At 66.0% G+C, this 14454-nt stretch carries 12 protein-coding genes; 2 read left to right on the forward strand and 10 right to left on the reverse strand.

From position 1 onward, the window contains the following. Nucleotides 1-735 precede the first annotated feature (735 nt). Nucleotides 736-2043, reverse strand: a complete 1308-nt coding sequence (locus AC06DU_RS06935; RefSeq protein WP_039520278.1) for a polyhydroxyalkanoate depolymerase — start codon at nt 2041-2043, stop codon at nt 736-738. A gap of 487 nt (nt 2044-2530) precedes the next feature. After that, nucleotides 2531-3133, reverse strand: a complete 603-nt coding sequence (locus AC06DU_RS06940) for a methyltransferase (RefSeq protein WP_167704363.1) — start codon at nt 3131-3133, stop codon at nt 2531-2533. 74 nt (nt 3134-3207) lie between these two features. On the opposite strand from AC06DU_RS06940, the gene AC06DU_RS06945 reads away from it, so the two are divergent. Continuing rightward, on the forward strand, nt 3208-3654 hold the full coding sequence (locus AC06DU_RS06945; protein ID WP_016902407.1) for a CopD family protein: 447 nt from the start codon (nt 3208-3210) through the stop codon (nt 3652-3654). 287 nt (nt 3655-3941) lie between these two features. Here AC06DU_RS06945 and AC06DU_RS06950 read toward each other — a convergent pair whose 3' ends face one another. From AC06DU_RS06950 to lpxD, 8 genes are all read right to left on the reverse strand, one after another. Next, nucleotides 3942-4697, reverse strand: coding sequence for a tetratricopeptide repeat protein (locus AC06DU_RS06950; RefSeq protein ID WP_046342159.1), 756 nt, complete (start codon nt 4695-4697; stop codon nt 3942-3944). Between the two features lie 85 nt (nt 4698-4782). Then, complete coding sequence (locus tag AC06DU_RS06955) at nt 4783-5742, reverse strand: acetyl-CoA carboxylase carboxyltransferase subunit alpha (protein WP_016902405.1); 960 nt, start codon at nt 5740-5742, stop codon at nt 4783-4785. A gap of 180 nt (nt 5743-5922) precedes the next feature. After that, the gene (dnaE, locus tag AC06DU_RS06960; RefSeq protein WP_065031798.1) at nt 5923-9510 is read right to left on the reverse strand and encodes a DNA polymerase III subunit alpha; all 3588 of its coding nucleotides are present in this window, start codon (nt 9508-9510) and stop codon (nt 5923-5925) included. 289 nt (nt 9511-9799) lie between these two features. After that, nucleotides 9800-10525, reverse strand: a complete 726-nt coding sequence (locus AC06DU_RS06965) for a ribonuclease HII (protein ID WP_115676597.1) — start codon at nt 10523-10525, stop codon at nt 9800-9802. Then, a complete protein-coding gene (gene lpxB, locus AC06DU_RS06970) occupies nt 10522-11841 on the reverse strand; it encodes a lipid-A-disaccharide synthase (protein ID WP_478203877.1) in 1320 nt (439 codons plus the stop codon). The genes AC06DU_RS06965 and lpxB overlap by 4 nt, the downstream gene beginning before the upstream one ends. Then, on the reverse strand, nt 11838-12629 hold the full coding sequence (lpxA, locus tag AC06DU_RS06975) for an acyl-ACP--UDP-N-acetylglucosamine O-acyltransferase (RefSeq protein WP_478203879.1): 792 nt from the start codon (nt 12627-12629) through the stop codon (nt 11838-11840). Before lpxA ends, lpxB begins: the two co-directional genes overlap by 4 nt. Nucleotides 12630-12650: 21 nt before the next feature. Next, a complete protein-coding gene (gene fabZ, locus AC06DU_RS06980; RefSeq protein WP_016902400.1) occupies nt 12651-13112 on the reverse strand; it encodes a 3-hydroxyacyl-ACP dehydratase FabZ in 462 nt (153 codons plus the stop codon). Next, the gene (gene lpxD, locus AC06DU_RS06985; RefSeq protein ID WP_046342162.1) at nt 13109-14122 is read right to left on the reverse strand and encodes a UDP-3-O-(3-hydroxymyristoyl)glucosamine N-acyltransferase; all 1014 of its coding nucleotides are present in this window, start codon (nt 14120-14122) and stop codon (nt 13109-13111) included. The genes fabZ and lpxD overlap by 4 nt, the downstream gene beginning before the upstream one ends. Before the next feature lie 128 nt (nt 14123-14250). On the opposite strand from lpxD, the gene AC06DU_RS06990 reads away from it, so the two are divergent. Next, on the forward strand, nt 14251-14445 hold the full coding sequence (locus tag AC06DU_RS06990; protein ID WP_046342163.1) for a hypothetical protein: 195 nt from the start codon (nt 14251-14253) through the stop codon (nt 14443-14445). Nucleotides 14446-14454 lie beyond the last annotated feature (9 nt).

The raw sequence follows: 14454 nt of genomic DNA on the forward strand, positions 1-14454 counted from the left end.
AGGGCGACTGCCCTGTGGCTTGGCTGCAGGGCCCTTGCCCGCCCACCCTCGCAGGACACGCCGCAAGTACGTCCTTGTCGGCTCTTACGCGGCATCCATGCCGCGTAAGGTCCCGCGACGGTGAGCGGGCAAGGACCAGTCGAGATGGTCGTTGTGCAGGGTTTTAAACAAAGCAACCAACCAACTCTCTGGTGCGGTGTCCTCGCCGGTTGCGGGACCCTCAGCGGCATGGATGCCGCTGAGGAGCCTCCAGGGACGGATTCACGGCGTGTCCCGCGAGCGGCGAGGGCACCGCGCGCTCGAATCACAAGCTTTTGAGTTAAGCATCCGATTGTGGCTAAACGACGCCACCGTTTTAAGTCTCGATTGTTCTAGACGTTGCGTCATGAGGAGTCTGGATAGCGCGCATGGATCAGTTGTGGAGCGGCGGATCTGCAGCTTGGCTGCAGGCCCTTGCCCGCCCACCCTCGCAGGACACGCCGCAAGTACGTCCGTGTAGGCTCTTACGCGGCATCCGTGCCGCGTAAGGTCCCGCGACGGTGGGCGGGCAAGGACCATCGAAGATGGTCGGTGGGCGTGGTTGCAAGCAGTTTCAATAAAGCGACCGGCAAACTGTCTTGTGCGGGCGCCACGCACGTTGCCACGCAGTGCGCTGTCTTTACGCGAACCAAAAATCTGCGCATAAAAAAACGCCCCTTGATCGGTCTCGATCAAGGGGCGTTTTTTGTCGGCCGATCAGGCGCGCTTGCCGCGCTTGCGGATCGGGGTGACGGTGGCGGGGTCGCGGCTGCCGACCGGGTCGGCATCGTAGCGAGCGATGAATTCGCGCACCTGCGGGTACACCACTTCGCGCCAGCGACGGCCGCTGAAGATGCCGTAGTGACCGGCACCTTCCACCACCAGATGACGACGATGCGCCGCGTCGATCCCGGTGCACAGATCGTGCACCGCTTCGGTCTGACCAAGGCCGGCGATATCGTCCAGTTCGCCCTCGATGCTGAGCAGTGCGGTATTACGGATCGCCGACGGCTTGACCAGCTGGCCATCCACTTTCCACTTGCCCTGCGGCAGCAGGAAGTCCTGGAACACCACGCGGATGGTGTCCAGGTAATACTCGGCCGGCATGTCGAGCACGGCGTTGTATTCGTCGTAGAACTGCCGGTGCGCCTGCGCGTCCTGCAGGTCGCCCTTGACCAGGTCGGTGTAGAAATCCCAATGCGACATCACGTGCCGGTTGGGGTTCATCGACAGGAAGCCGGCATGCTGCAGGAAGCCCGGATACACCTGCCGGCCGTGGCCCGGATACGGGAACGGCACGGTGTGGATCAGGTTGTTCTGGAACCACTCGATGCCATTTTCGGTGGCCAGGTTGTTGACCTGGGTCGGGCTGCGGCGCGCATCGATCGGCCCGCCCATCATCACCAGCGAGCGCGGCGTGGGTTCGTCGTTGGTGGCCATCAGCGACACCGCCGCAAGCACCGGCACGGTGGGCTGACAAACGCTCACCACATGCAGGCGCTCGGCGCCGATGTGACGGATGAACTCCTGGATGTAGCTAATGTAGTCCTCGAGCCTGAAGGCGCCGGCTTCCAGCGGCACCATGCGCGCATCGACCCAGTCGGTGACATAGACCTTGTGGTTGCGCAGCAGGGTGCGCACGGTGTCGCGCAGCAGGGTGGCGTGGTGGCCGGACAACGGCGCCACCACCAGCACGGCCGGCTGCTGCTTCATCGTGCCGATCAGCTCGACATGGTCGCTGAAACGCTTGAAGCGCAGCAGACGGCAGAACGGCTTGCTCAGCACCTCGCGTTCGATGATCGGCAACGAATGGCCGTCGACCTCGACATCGTCGAGCGCCCAGGCCGGCTTTTCGTATTCCTTGCCCAGGCGATGGAACAGCTCATTGCTGGCCGCCATGCGTTCGGCGCCCGGGAGCGAGGCCCACAGACTGTCGGGGTCGGAGAACATCTTGGCGTTCGCCTGGGCCTGGTGCACCCAAGGGGCTAGCAGATTGCGGGTCAGCTCGTGCAGTTGATAAAGCATTCCACCCATCCGTGCGGCTCTTTGCTGCCGCGCAGCATACCCCCTTTGGCGCATTTGCACCTTAATGGGGCTGCGGACGGTAGAGGCTGTCATACGACTTATGGCAGGCGTCAGCGCGTTGATTGGCCGCGATTTTGTTTGCCGCGATTGGTGATCCTTCGGATGGCTGTGCGAGCCGAAAGCGCGCGTTCGTCCCAGAACCCTATGGCTGCTGGACGCGTCCTCTTTCCTGCAGGGCAGGGATGGGTGAGGTGCGCGGCAAAGCCCAGTGCACTCAACCCTCATCAGCGCTCGATCCCCACCAGGCTTCGCACGCACCCTCATCCGCCCCTGCGGGCACCTTCTCCCGGCGGGAGAAGGAAATGAAGCCGCTCAGCCTGCGAGGAGGGATGCGTGAACTAAAGCCCCTCTCCTGCAGGAGAGGGGGTGGGGTGAGGGGACGCGGCGAAGCCACTCGCCGTGCGTGCCTCACCGGCCAACGTCTTGCTCAGCCGCGCTCCAGCGCAGCCGCCTCATCGGCCAACTGCGGCGACAACCAGCAGTGCGAGCCGAGTGCAGCAAACCCCACGCTGGCGAAGCGGCGCCGATACCAGCGCGCCGGCCGCGCCTGAAAACCATCGTGGTCGCCTTCGAAGGCATCCTCTTCGGCGAAGGTTTCCAGAAATGCCACGCCCGCGCACATCTCGGCCAACCCCGGCAGGCCCTGGTTGAACTCGCGCGTGGGTACGTAATGCAGCACGTCCGAGCAGATCAGCAGATCCACCGGCGCGCACGGGCGCAGCCAGGCGAAATCGCCGAAGCGGGCAGGGTGGATCTGCCGGCTGCGTCCGTAACGCTGCACCGCGTAGGCGCTGCTGTCGAAGCCCAGATAGCTCAGCTTGGGGCGTAACGCCAGCAATGGCGCACGCCAGGCCGCCTCGCCGCAGCCGATATCCAGCACGCTGCGGATCGGGCGCTCCAGGTAGTACTCGGCCTGGCTCACCGCCAGTGCGACCTTGCGTCGCAGACGCGCAGGGTCGGCCAGCCCGGCATCCCGGTACCAGCGGCGGAAATAGTGGGCGTCGTACTGCTTGTCGTCGGGTTCGGACATGGACGTCAGGTGCTTTCGCGTCGGCGGATAGGTGAAAATGCGGGCCATCCTACGCCAGCCAGCGAAGCCAGCACATGACCCTGTACCTGTGGATCAAGACCTTCCATCTGTTGTTCGTCACTGCGTGGATGGCGGCGGTGTTCTACCTGCCACGCATCCTGGTCAATATCGCCGAAGCCGGTGCCGAGCCTGCGGTGCGCACGCGCCTGGTGCTGATGGGGCGCCGCCTCTACAAATTCGGCCACAGCATGCTGGGACTGGCGCTGCTGCTGGGCGCGGTGCTGTGGCAGGGCTATCGGGTGATTCCGGATTTCCCGACGATGGTGGCCGGTGGCTGGCTGCACGCAAAACTGTTTGCGGTGGCCTTGATCCTGGCGCATTACATCGTGGCCGGGCGCTGGTTGAAGGGCGTGGATCAGGGCCGCAGCCTGCCCAGCGGCCGCGCATTGCGGCTGTTCAATGAAGTGCCGGTGGTGTTGCTGGTCGGGGTGATCTGGCTGGTGCTGGCCAAGCCGTTCTGACACAACACCCGGGCGGTGCATGCGCTCGCCGGATGCGCCGGTCGTCGCTGGCGTGTTCGCGCAGCACGGCGGTGATGTGGCGCGGATGGTCGAGGGATTCCGCCAGGGCGCGATTGCGAAACGGCTGCATCGACGATTGCAGCAGGTGATCGATCCGGGCCTTCAGGCTTGCCGCCATCCCAGGCTTTCTGGGCATCGCGGCACTCTATCGTTGCGTACCAGTCTTCTGGGAACACGGTGCTCTCACCATCCGTGTTTCGCCGCTTGAGTATCGCGTCAGGCGGAGATCACGCCTGGGCACCGAGCTCGCTCAGTCCCTTGCGCGCTAGGTCGATCCAGGCGCGCTGCTCGCGCTGGTAATGCTTGGGGGAGGCGGCTGCGTGGCGCAGCACCTGCTCGAAGACGGCCCTGGCGTCTTGCGGGCGCGCGGCGCGCAACAACAGCTGCGCATAACGCACGCGTGCTTCTTCGCCCGGATAGCCTTGCGCAAGCGTCTCGTACTCGTGCAGCGCCTCGTCGATGCTGCCGCTGTCTTCGACTGCGCGTGCGTACAGCAGGTGCCCGTCGTGCGAACGGAAATTCGGATTGGCCGCGATCAACGCGTCCAACGTCTTGCGTGTGTCTGCGGCCTGGCCCAGCCCGTATTGGGCCTTGGCCAGGCCCAGCATCAGGTCCGGATCGTCCTGGTAGATGCCGCGCAGCGCGCCCTGATACAGCTCGGCGGCACGCGCGTAGTCACCCTGTTCCAGCAGCGTCTGCGCGAGGCGACGGCGATTCTCGGGGGTGTCGGCCACATCCAGCTGGCGCGATGCGTCGCGTTGTTCGCGTTGCGGATCGATGCGCTGACGCACCTTGCGCAGGCCACGGCGCGCCGTCGGGTCGTTGCGCAGGTCCGGGATCACCGCCACGCACACGTAGACCAGGACCGCCAGCAACGAAAACGCCAGCAGGATGAAGATCCAGTACAAGGGGCGGCCGCTGCGCACCACGTGTACGCAGCAGGCGGCCTGCAATACCAGCGACAGCAGAAGTAGCGGGCTCATATCTGAACAGGTCCTTCCATGGTGGGCAATCGTCTTGCTGGCTGGCAATGCTGCGTGCAGCACCATCGCCCCGGCAGACCTCCGATCAGTTGCCTTCGTAGGCGCCGTAGCTGCGCAGGCGCTCGTAACGACGCTGCAGCAGGCCCTCGACCGGCAGCTTTTCCAGCGCTTCCAGCTCGTTGAGCAGCACCGCCTTGAGGCGCTTGCCCATCTGCTCGGGATTGCGATGCGCGCCGCCGGTGGGTTCGCGGATCACCTTGTCGACCAGGCCCAGGCCTTTCAGGCGCTTGGCGGTCAAGCCGAGCTGCTCGGCCGCGTCCTTGGCCTTGGCCGCGTCCTTCCACAGGATCGAGGCGCAGCCTTCGGGCGAAATCACCGAATAGGTGCCGTATTCCAGCATCAAGGTGCGGTCGCCCACGCCGATCGCCAGCGCGCCGCCGGAGCCGCCTTCGCCGATCACGGTGCAGATCACCGGGATCTTCAGTTCGGCCATCTCCAGCAGGTTGCGCGCGATCGCTTCGGACTGGCCGCGCTCTTCGGCGCCGATGCCCGGATAGGCGCCCGGGGTGTCGATGAAGGTCAGCAACGGCAGGCGGAAGCGCTCGGCCAGCTTCATCAGGCGCAGCGCCTTGCGGTAGCCCTCCGGGCGCGGCATGCCGAAATTGCGGGCAACCTTGCTCTTGGTGTCGCGGCCCTTCTGGTGGCCGATGATCACCACCGCGCGGCCATCGATACGGCCCAGGCCACCGACGATCGCCTTGTCGTCGGCATAGGCGCGGTCGCCGGCCAGTTCCTGGAATTCGTCGCAGATGGTGTTGATGTAGTCCAGCGTGTACGGGCGCTGCGGGTGGCGCGCCAGCTGCGAGACCTGCCAGGCCGACAGGTCGCGGAAGATCTGTGCGGTACGCACGCGCAGCTTGTCGCGCAGCGCGCGCACCTCGGTGTCCACGTTGACTGCAGGACCGGTGCTGGCCTTGCGCAGTTCCTGGATCTTTGCTTCCAGATCGGCGATGGGTTGCTCGAAGTCGAGGTAGTTAGGATTCATGCAGTGGTGTCGTCGACGTAAGGCGGGGAGTGTAGCTGAAGCGCTGCCTTCGACCCGTACGGGGCCGTTCGGATGCACGGCAGGGATTCGGGAGTGGGGATTCGGGATTGGCAACAGCGGCGCTGCTGCGTCCGGGCTGCTGTTGCCAACCCCGAATCCCGAATGTCCAATCCCCGCCCCTCAAGCCCATGGAGGGCTGTACTTGATCTTCAAGGTCCGCACCGCGGGATCGGCGCGCAGGTTGTCCATCAGCTGCTGGTCGATCCGCACCGAGTGGCTGCCGTTGAGGTCGAGCATGCCGGCCACGCCGCCGGTCGGGGCGCGCAGCAGTAGGTCCAGGCGCAGGGGGGTCTTGCCGGGGCGGTGCTTGGCCAGCAGCGCGTCGATGCGCTTCCAGGCCTGTTTCTCGCGCAGGTCCAGGCGCAGCGACAGGCGCTGTGCGTGGTCGGCGCAGATCTGCTCGTAGTCCCAGCATTGGCGGATGCGCAGGCTGTAGCCGCCGTTGAATTCGTCCTCGCGCAGGCCGCCCTTGACGATCAGGATGCGGTCGCGAGTGAGCAGATGCCCGAACTCGGCCATCGCATCGGAGAAAGCGCTGCATTCGACCCGGCCACGGCCGTCTTCGAGCTGCACGAATACCTGGCTGTCGCCCTTGCGCCGCACGCCGATCACCTGGCCGGCCAGGATCGCGCTGACTTCCGGGCGCCAGGCGCGTTTCTCGCCATCGCCACCGCCGCCACCGCCGCGTTGTTGCGAGGCGAGGATCTTCTCCAGCGCGCCCAGGTCGCAGCCGACCAGCTCGCGCACTTCGTCGCGGTGCGGGTCGAACGGGTGACCGCTGAGATAGAAGCCCAGCGTTTCGCGCTCGCCGGTGAGCAACTGGCCCAGCGGCCATTCCTTGCTTTCGGGCAGGTCCAGACGCAGCGCCGGCGCGCTCGGGTCCGGCCCGCCGAACAGCGAGTTCTGGCCCGAGGCGCGTTCGCGCGCCAGCTGCTCGGTGGCCTTGACCACTTCCGGCAGCTGCAGCATCAGCGAGGCGCGGTTCTTGCCCAGCCCGTCCATCGCGCCGGCGTTGATCATCGCTTCCAGCGTGCGCCGGTTGAGCTTGGCGGTGCCCACGCGCGTGCAGAAATCCAGCAAGGTGGTGTAGGGGCCGCCGCGCTGGCGTTCTTCGACGATCGCCTCGCAGGCGCCCTGGCCGACGCCCTTGATCGCGCCCAGGCCGTACTGGATGGTGTCCGGGCTGGCGGCCTCGAACATGTAGGCCGACTCGTTGACGCGCGGCGGCTTGACGGTCAGGCCAAGATTGCGCACCTCGTCGAGAAAGCCCACCACCTTGTCGGTGTTGTCCATGTCCGAGGACAGCGTCGCGGCCATGAATTCGGCCGGGTAATGCCGTTTCAGCCAGGCGGTCTGGTAGCTGACCAGCGCGTAGGCGGCGGCGTGCGACTTGTTGAAGCCGTAGCCGGCGAACTTCTCCATCAGGTCGAAGATTTCGTCGGCCTTGGCCGCGCTCACTCCGCCCTTGGCCGCGCCTTCGCGGAAGATCTCGCGGTGCTTGGCCATTTCGGCCGGCACCTTCTTGCCCATCGCGCGGCGCAGCAGGTCGGCGCCGCCCAGCGAATAATCGCCGACGATCTGCGCCATCTGCATCACCTGCTCCTGGTACACCATGATGCCGTAGGTGTCCTTGAGGATGACTTCGGTGCGCGGATCCGGGTAGACGATCTCCTGCTGGCCGTGCTTACGCGCGTTGAAGTCCGGGATCAGGTCCATCGGGCCGGGGCGGTACAGCGACACCAGCGCGATCAGGTCTTCGAAACGGTCCGGGCGCGCGTCCTTGAGCAGGCGGCGCATGCCCGAGGATTCGAACTGGAACACCGCGCCGGTATTGCCCGAGGCGAATACGCCCTTGTAGGTGGGGGCATCGTCGAGCGGAATGGCGCTGATGTCGACCGGGTCGATGCCGGCGCGTGCGTGGCGCACGTTGATCGCCTTGACCGCCCAATCGATGATGGTCAGCGTGCGCAGGCCGAGGAAGTCGAACTTGACCAGGCCGACCGCTTCGACGTCGTCCTTGTCGAACTGGGTGACCTGGTTCTTGCCGCGTCCGTCCTGGTCGTGTTCGGCGAACAGCGGGCAGAACTCGGAGAGCGGTTCGGGCGCGATCACCACGCCGCCGGCGTGCTTGCCGGCGTTGCGGGTGAGGTCCTCGAGCTGACGGGCCAGATCCATCAGATCGCGTACGTCGTCTTCGACCTGGTAGCGCTGGATCAGGTCCGGCGAGGCCATCTCCGAGTCCTTGCCTTCGCCCATCGCATCCTTGAGCGTGATGCCCAGGATGTTGGGGATCAGCTTGGCGACGCTGTCGACCAGACCATAGCTGAAGCCAAGCACGCGCCCGGCGTCGCGCACCACCGCCTTGGCCGCCATGGTGCCGTAGGTGATGATCTGGCTGACCCGGTCGCGGCCGTACTTGCGCGCCACGTAGTCGATCACCTCGTCGCGGCGATCCATGCAGAAGTCGATGTCGAAGTCGGGCATCGACACGCGTTCCGGGTTGAGGAAGCGCTCGAACAGCAGGTTGTACGGCAGCGGATCCAGATCGGTGATCTGCAGCGCCCAGGCCACCAGCGAGCCGGCACCGGAACCGCGGCCCGGGCCGATCGGAATGCCCTGGTTCTTGCCCCACTGGATGAAGTCGGCCACGATCAGGAAGTAGCCGGGGAAGCCCATCTTGATGATGGTGTCCAGCTCGAATTCCAGCCGGTCGACATAGTCCTGGCGGGTCTTGCCGGGCGCGATCGGGTTCTTTTCCAGGCGTGCGGCCAGGCCCGCGCGCGACTGGCTGCGGATCCAGCTGTCCAGCGTCTCGTCTTCCGGCACCGGGTAGGCGGGCAGGAAGTAGGTGCCAAGGCGCATCTCGATGTTGCAGCGCTGTGCCAGCGCCAGCGTGTTGTCGATCGCGTCGGGCACGTCGGCGAACAGCGCGGCCATTTCGTCGCCGGACTTCAGGTATTGCTGGTCGCTGTACTCGCGCGGACGTTTGGGATCGTCGAGCACGCGGCCGGAGGAAATGCACACCCGCGCCTCGTGGGCATTGAAGTCGCTGGCGTACAGGAAGCGCACATCGTTGCTGGCCACCACCGGCAGGCCGCGCACACCGGCCGCATGCAGCGCGAACTGGTTGAAGCGTTCCTCGCCTTCGCGCCCGGTGCGGGTCAGTTCCAGATGCAGTCCATCGCCGAACACGCGCTGCCAGTCGGCCAGTTGCTGCTCGGCGAGGTCGGCGCGGCCCTCGCCGAACAGGCGCCCGGCCAGGCTGTCGCGCCCGGCCAGGGCGAACAGGTTGGCGTGGCCGCTCTGCAGCCACTCCGGGTGGATCGCCACGCCGCCTTCGGGGCGGTGGCCTTCCATCCAGGCGCGGGTCAGCAGGCGCGACAGGCTCAGGTAGCCTTCGCGGTCGCGGCACAGCAGGGTCATGCGCCAGGGCGTCATGTCCGGGGTGGCGATCATCACATCGGCGCCGGCAATCGGCTTGATGCCCACGCCTTCGGCGGCCTTGTAGAACTTGACCAGCGCGAACAGGTTGTTGAGGTCGGTGACCGCCAGCGCGGGCATGTCGAGTTCGACCGCGCGGCTCAGCAGGTTGGCCTGCTTGGCCTTTTTCGGGTCAGCCTGATCCGGTTTCTCGGGCACACGGATGGTGGAATCCGCCAGCGAGAACTCGGTGTGGACGTGCAGATGGACGAAGCGGGAAGTGGACATGCGAGACCGGAATAATGCGTGGTCAGGGTAGCGAGCGTGGTCGGGTCGAACAAGGCTTGACAGCGCCGGCGCAGGGCCGCGGCCAGCTGCCACGGGGGCTGGGCGGTGCGGCCGATTCAGGCTTTGGCTAGCTGCGCGCAGCGCGACGGTGGCGATTGCGCGGATCGGCAGGCGTGCGGGGCTGCGTGTGCGGGACGCGACGCTCCAGGCCATGGCCGCAGCGGCGGCATGCGCGCCAAGCGATGGGAGGACGCCATTACCGTTCCAGGTTCACCTGGAGGGCGGTCGGTCAGTCGGCCAGCAGCAGGTCATCGGCCGGGGCCGCGCAGGGCACGTCCCACGGCGACTGCGTCGCCTCGATGCCCAACGCACGCCGCACCGGGGCGAAGCTGCGGCGGTGCTGCGGGCAGGGTCCGTGGCTGCGCAGCGCGGCCAGATGCACTGGCGTGGCGTAGCCCTTGTGCTGATCGAAGCGGTATTCCGGATGCTGGGCGTGCAGGGCGTGCATCAGGCGGTCGCGGGTGACCTTGGCCACGATCGAGGCCGCCATGATGGCGCGATCGAGCGCATCGCCGCCGATCAAGGCCTCGGCCGGGCAGGGCAGGCCCTTGGGCACCCGGTTGCCGTCGATGCGCGCAAACCCGGCCACATGCGCCACGCCCTCCACCGCACGCCGCATGCCCAGCATGGTCGCCTGGTAGATGTTGATGCGGTCGATCTCCTCGCTGTCGATCAGCACCACCGACCACGCCAGCGCCCGCTCGACGATGCGCGCATACAACTGCTCGCGCCGCTGCGCGCTCAGCTGCTTGGAATCGTCCAGCCCGTTGATGCGCGGCTTGCTCGGGTCGAACACCACCGCCGCCACCGCCACCGGCCCGGCAAGCGGGCCGCGGCCCGCTTCGTCGACACCGGCGATCAAACGCGAATCGGGAATCGGGACTGGGGAATCGTGAAAAAGCGCGTCCTGCGCCGTCGGAACGAGAACGGCACCGTGGGAAGTTAAGCGCTTCACGACCCGGCTCCTGCCGATTCCCGATTCCCGATTCCCGATTCCGGCTGCGTCAGCAGCCCAGCCACCGCATCGGCCGCGCGTGCCGATGCGTCGCGGCGCAGTTCGGCGTGCAGGGCGAGATAGCGCGGTTGCAGGGCGGCGACCTTTTCCGGGTGCTTGAACCAGTCCAGCAGGGCCACGCACAGCCGTTCCGGGGTGCAGTCGTCCTGCATCAGCTCGGGGGCGAGATCGTCGTTGGCCAGGATGTTCGGCAGCGCGTAGCGGTTGACCTTGAGCAGGCCCAGCGTCTTGACGATGCGGTAGGTGAGCGGGGCGACCTTGTAGCCGACCACCATCGGGCGCTTGACCAGCATCGCCTCCAGCGTGGCGGTGCCCGACGCCAGCAGCACCACGTCGGCGGCCAGCATCGCGGTGCGCGCCTGGCCATCGAGCAGGTGCGAACGCAGCACCGGCAGCGACGACCGCGACAATTGTTCGGCCAGCAGCTGCTTGCAGCCGGGGTTGGCCGCGGGAACCAGCACGTGCAGGTTGGGCAGGTGCTCGGACACCAGCCAGGCGGCCTGGAAGAAGGTATCGCCGAGCTTGCTGATTTCACCATGCCGGCTGCCGGGCAACACCGCCAGCACCGTGCTGGACGCGGACAGGCCCAGCTTGGCGCGTGCGGCTGCGCGATCGGCCTGGTAGGCGATGTCGTCGGCCATCGGGTGGCCGACAAAGCGCGCATCGATGCCGTGCCTGGCATAGATCGGCGGTTCCATCGGAAACAGGCACAGCACCAGGTCGGCGCTGGCACCGATCTTTTCCGCACGCTTCTCGCGCCAGGCCCAGACCGACGGGCTGACGTAATGCACGGTGCGCACGCCGCGCTGCTTGAGCCAGCGCTCGACCGATAGATTGAAATCGGGTGCGTCGATGCCGATGAACACGTCCGGCTTCCACGCCAGCACCCGCTCGCGGAAGGCGCGGCGCAGCTTCAACAGCCGCGGCAGATGCTGCAGCACTTCGGTCAGCCCCATCACCGCCAGTTCGCTGGCATCGAACCAGGTCTGGCAGCCGGCACCACGCATCGCATCGCCACCGATGCCGACGAATTCAGCGCCCGGATAGCGGCGCCGCAGCTGTTCGATCAGGCCCGCACCCAGGATGTCGCCGGAGGCTTCGCCGGCGATCAGCGCGATGCGCGGGGCGCGCGTTTGCGCGCTGGGAATCGGGAGTGGGGAATGGGGAATCGGAAGTGCTGACGATGGGCCGGCGGCAGGCGCGTCTGCATGCACGCCTGCATCGATTCCCGATTCCCGATTCCCGATTCCCGTCATCGCAACAACGGCCTTTCCGCCGCCTCGATGAACTCGAGTAGTCCGCGCACGTCTTCGCTGCTCTTGGCCTGTTCGGCCAGTTGCAGCTTGGCTTCGGCCAGCGGCAGGCCGGCGACGTATAGCGTGCGGTAGGCGCGCTTGATCGCAGTGATGCGCTCGGCATCGAAGCCGCGCCGCTTGAGCCCTTCGCTGTTGATGCCGCGCGGGCGGCCCAGCGATTCGCTGCCGACCATGGTGAACGGCGGCACGTCGCCGTTGGTCAGCGCGCCCATGCCCAGGAAGGCGTGCGCGCCGATCCGGCAGAACTGATGCGCGCCGGCAAAGCCGCTGATGATCACGTAGTCGCCCACGGTGACGTGGCCGGCCAGCGTGGTGTTGTTGGAGAACACGCAGTGGTTGCCGACATGGCAGTCGTGCGCCACGTGGGTGTAGGCCAGCATCCAGTTGTCGTTGCCAACCACGGTGATGCCGCCACCGCCGCCAGTGCCGCGATTGATGGTGACGAATTCGCGGATCACGTTGCCGTTGCCGATCACCAGTTCGGTGCGCTCGCCGGCGTACTTCTTGTCCTGCGGTTCGCCACCGATCGCGGCGTGGCCGATGAAACGGTTGTTGCGGCCGATCCGGGTCGGGCCGTGGATCGAGCAATGCGGCCCCACCTCGGTGCCCGCATCGATCTGCACATCGGCGCCGATCAGCGAAAACGCACCCACGCGCACATCGCTGGCCAGTTGCGCCGACGGATCGATGACGGCGGTGGGATGAATCAAGGGTGCTTGATCACGCATCGTGTCTCACCTCCAAAACGGTTATTCCTTGGCGCCGGCGCACATGACTTCGGCACTGGCCACGACTTCGCCGTTGACCTTGGCCTCGCCGTAATAGCATCCCATGTTGCGGATCAGGCGCTTCATCTGCACTTCCAGCATCAGCACGTCGCCCGGCACCACCTGCTTGTTGAAGCGGGCGTTGTCGACCTTGACCATGTAGAACAGCTTGGACAGCGCGTCGCGCCCCAGGCCGAGCTGGGTCATCACGCCACCGGCCTGCGCCAGTGCCTCGATGATGAGCACGCCGGGCATCACCGGGCGGGTGGGGAAATGGCCCTGAAAAAATGGCTCGTTGATGCTGACGTTCTTCTGCCCGACGATGCGCTTGGCATCCAGGTCTAGCTCGATGACCCGGTCGATCAGCAGGAACGGGTAGCGGTGCGGGATCAGCGTCTGGATCTGGTTGACGTCGATCGGCAGCTCGTAAGTGGGGTGACTCATTCTTTCTCCTTGCCCACAGCCAGGATGCGCCTTGCCAGCACATCGAGTTGTTTGAAGCGCGCGGCATTCTTGCGCCACGTGCGATTGTCGGTGAGAGGGGTGCCGGACGAATACTCGCCCGGCTCATGGATGGAATTGCGCACTACCGACTTGCCGGTGATCACCACCTTGTCGCAGATCTCCAGATGCCCGACCACGCCGACATGCCCGCCGAGCAGGCAGTAACGACCGATCTTGGCGCTGCCGGCGATCCCGGTACAGCCGGCGATGGCGCTATGCGCGCCGATGTGGCAGTTGTGCGCGATCTGCACCAGGTTATCCACGCGCACGTCTTCTTCCAGCACGGTGTCTTCCAGTGCACCGCGGTCGATGCAGGTGTTGGCGCCGATCTCGCAGTCGTCGCCGATCACCACGCCGCCCAGTTGCGGGACCTTGATCCAGTGCCCGGCATCCATCGCCAGGCCGAAGCCGTCGGCACCGATCACCGCACCGGGATGGATACGCACGCGCTTGCCCAGGCGCACCCGGGTGACCAGGGTGACGCGGGCGAGCAGCTCGCTGCCGTCCTCGACCACGCAGTCTTCGCCGATGATGCTGCCGGTGCCGATCACGCAGCCGTCGCCCACGCGGCTGCGCGCACCGATGCTGACGAACGGGCCGACGTGGGCGTTCGGCGAAACCTGTGCGCTGGGATCGATCACCGCGGAAGGGTGGATCCCCGGTTCGCGCACCGGCGCCACGTCGAACAAGGCCGCGATCTTGGCAAAGGCGGTATAGGGATCCTTGGCGACCAGCGCGGTGCCGCGTGCATCCGCCGCATCGTCGGCGCGCAGGACCACCACGGCCGCCTGGCTCTGGCCCAGTTGCGGCCGGTAGCGCGGATTGGACAAAAAGCTCAGTTGCCCGGCGCCGGCATGCGCCAGGGTGGCGACGCCACTGACTTCGACGGCGCCATCGCCAACGACGGTCAACCCAAATTGTTCGGCAATTGCACTGGCGGTCAAGCGCATCGGGGTGAACCTCTTGTAAATGTGGGAGCGCCGCTTTAACGGGGAAAAAACACCATTAAACAGTTCCCAACAAAGCCTGCGTATCTAGGGTCCTGTCGCAATCAAGCGGCGAATCCAGGAGCAAGCATATGAAAACCGTTCTTTCCATCCTTGGTGGTCTGGTCATGATGGGCGCGGTCGCGAGTGCATCGGCCCAATCCTTCGATATCGAGCAGGGCAAGGCGATCGGTGAGCAGCAGCTGCAGTGTCTCAGCCTGCCTGCCGGCGACATCGCCAGCTGCCTGTCCAACACCGTGTCCACCTGGTTCGACAGCTGGTTCTGACCGGCCGAC

Source organism: Xanthomonas sp. NCPPB 3200, from assembly GCF_056393585.1.

Bases quoted from the DNA above. Each gene is read 5' to 3' on its own strand.
- AC06DU_RS06955 (WP_016902405.1), bottom strand. From the start codon at position 5,742: ATGAATCCTAACTACCTCGACTTCGAGCAACCCATCGCCGATCTGGAA.
- lpxB (WP_478203877.1), bottom strand. From the start codon at position 11,841: ATGACGGGAATCGGGAATCGGGAATCGGGAATCGATGCAGGCGTGCAT.
- AC06DU_RS06990 (WP_046342163.1), top strand. From the start codon at position 14,251: ATGAAAACCGTTCTTTCCATCCTTGGTGGTCTGGTCATGATGGGCGCG.
- AC06DU_RS06935 (WP_039520278.1), bottom strand. From the start codon at position 2,043: ATGCTTTATCAACTGCACGAGCTGACCCGCAATCTGCTAGCCCCTTGG.
- AC06DU_RS06950 (WP_046342159.1), bottom strand. From the start codon at position 4,697: ATGAGCCCGCTACTTCTGCTGTCGCTGGTATTGCAGGCCGCCTGCTGC.
- AC06DU_RS06940 (WP_167704363.1), bottom strand. From the start codon at position 3,133: ATGTCCGAACCCGACGACAAGCAGTACGACGCCCACTATTTCCGCCGC.
- lpxA (WP_478203879.1), bottom strand. From the start codon at position 12,629: ATGCGTGATCAAGCACCCTTGATTCATCCCACCGCCGTCATCGATCCG.
- dnaE (WP_065031798.1), bottom strand. From the start codon at position 9,510: ATGTCCACTTCCCGCTTCGTCCATCTGCACGTCCACACCGAGTTCTCG.
- fabZ (WP_016902400.1), bottom strand. From the start codon at position 13,112: ATGAGTCACCCCACTTACGAGCTGCCGATCGACGTCAACCAGATCCAG.
- lpxD (WP_046342162.1), bottom strand. From the start codon at position 14,122: ATGCGCTTGACCGCCAGTGCAATTGCCGAACAATTTGGGTTGACCGTC.
- AC06DU_RS06945 (WP_016902407.1), top strand. From the start codon at position 3,208: ATGACCCTGTACCTGTGGATCAAGACCTTCCATCTGTTGTTCGTCACT.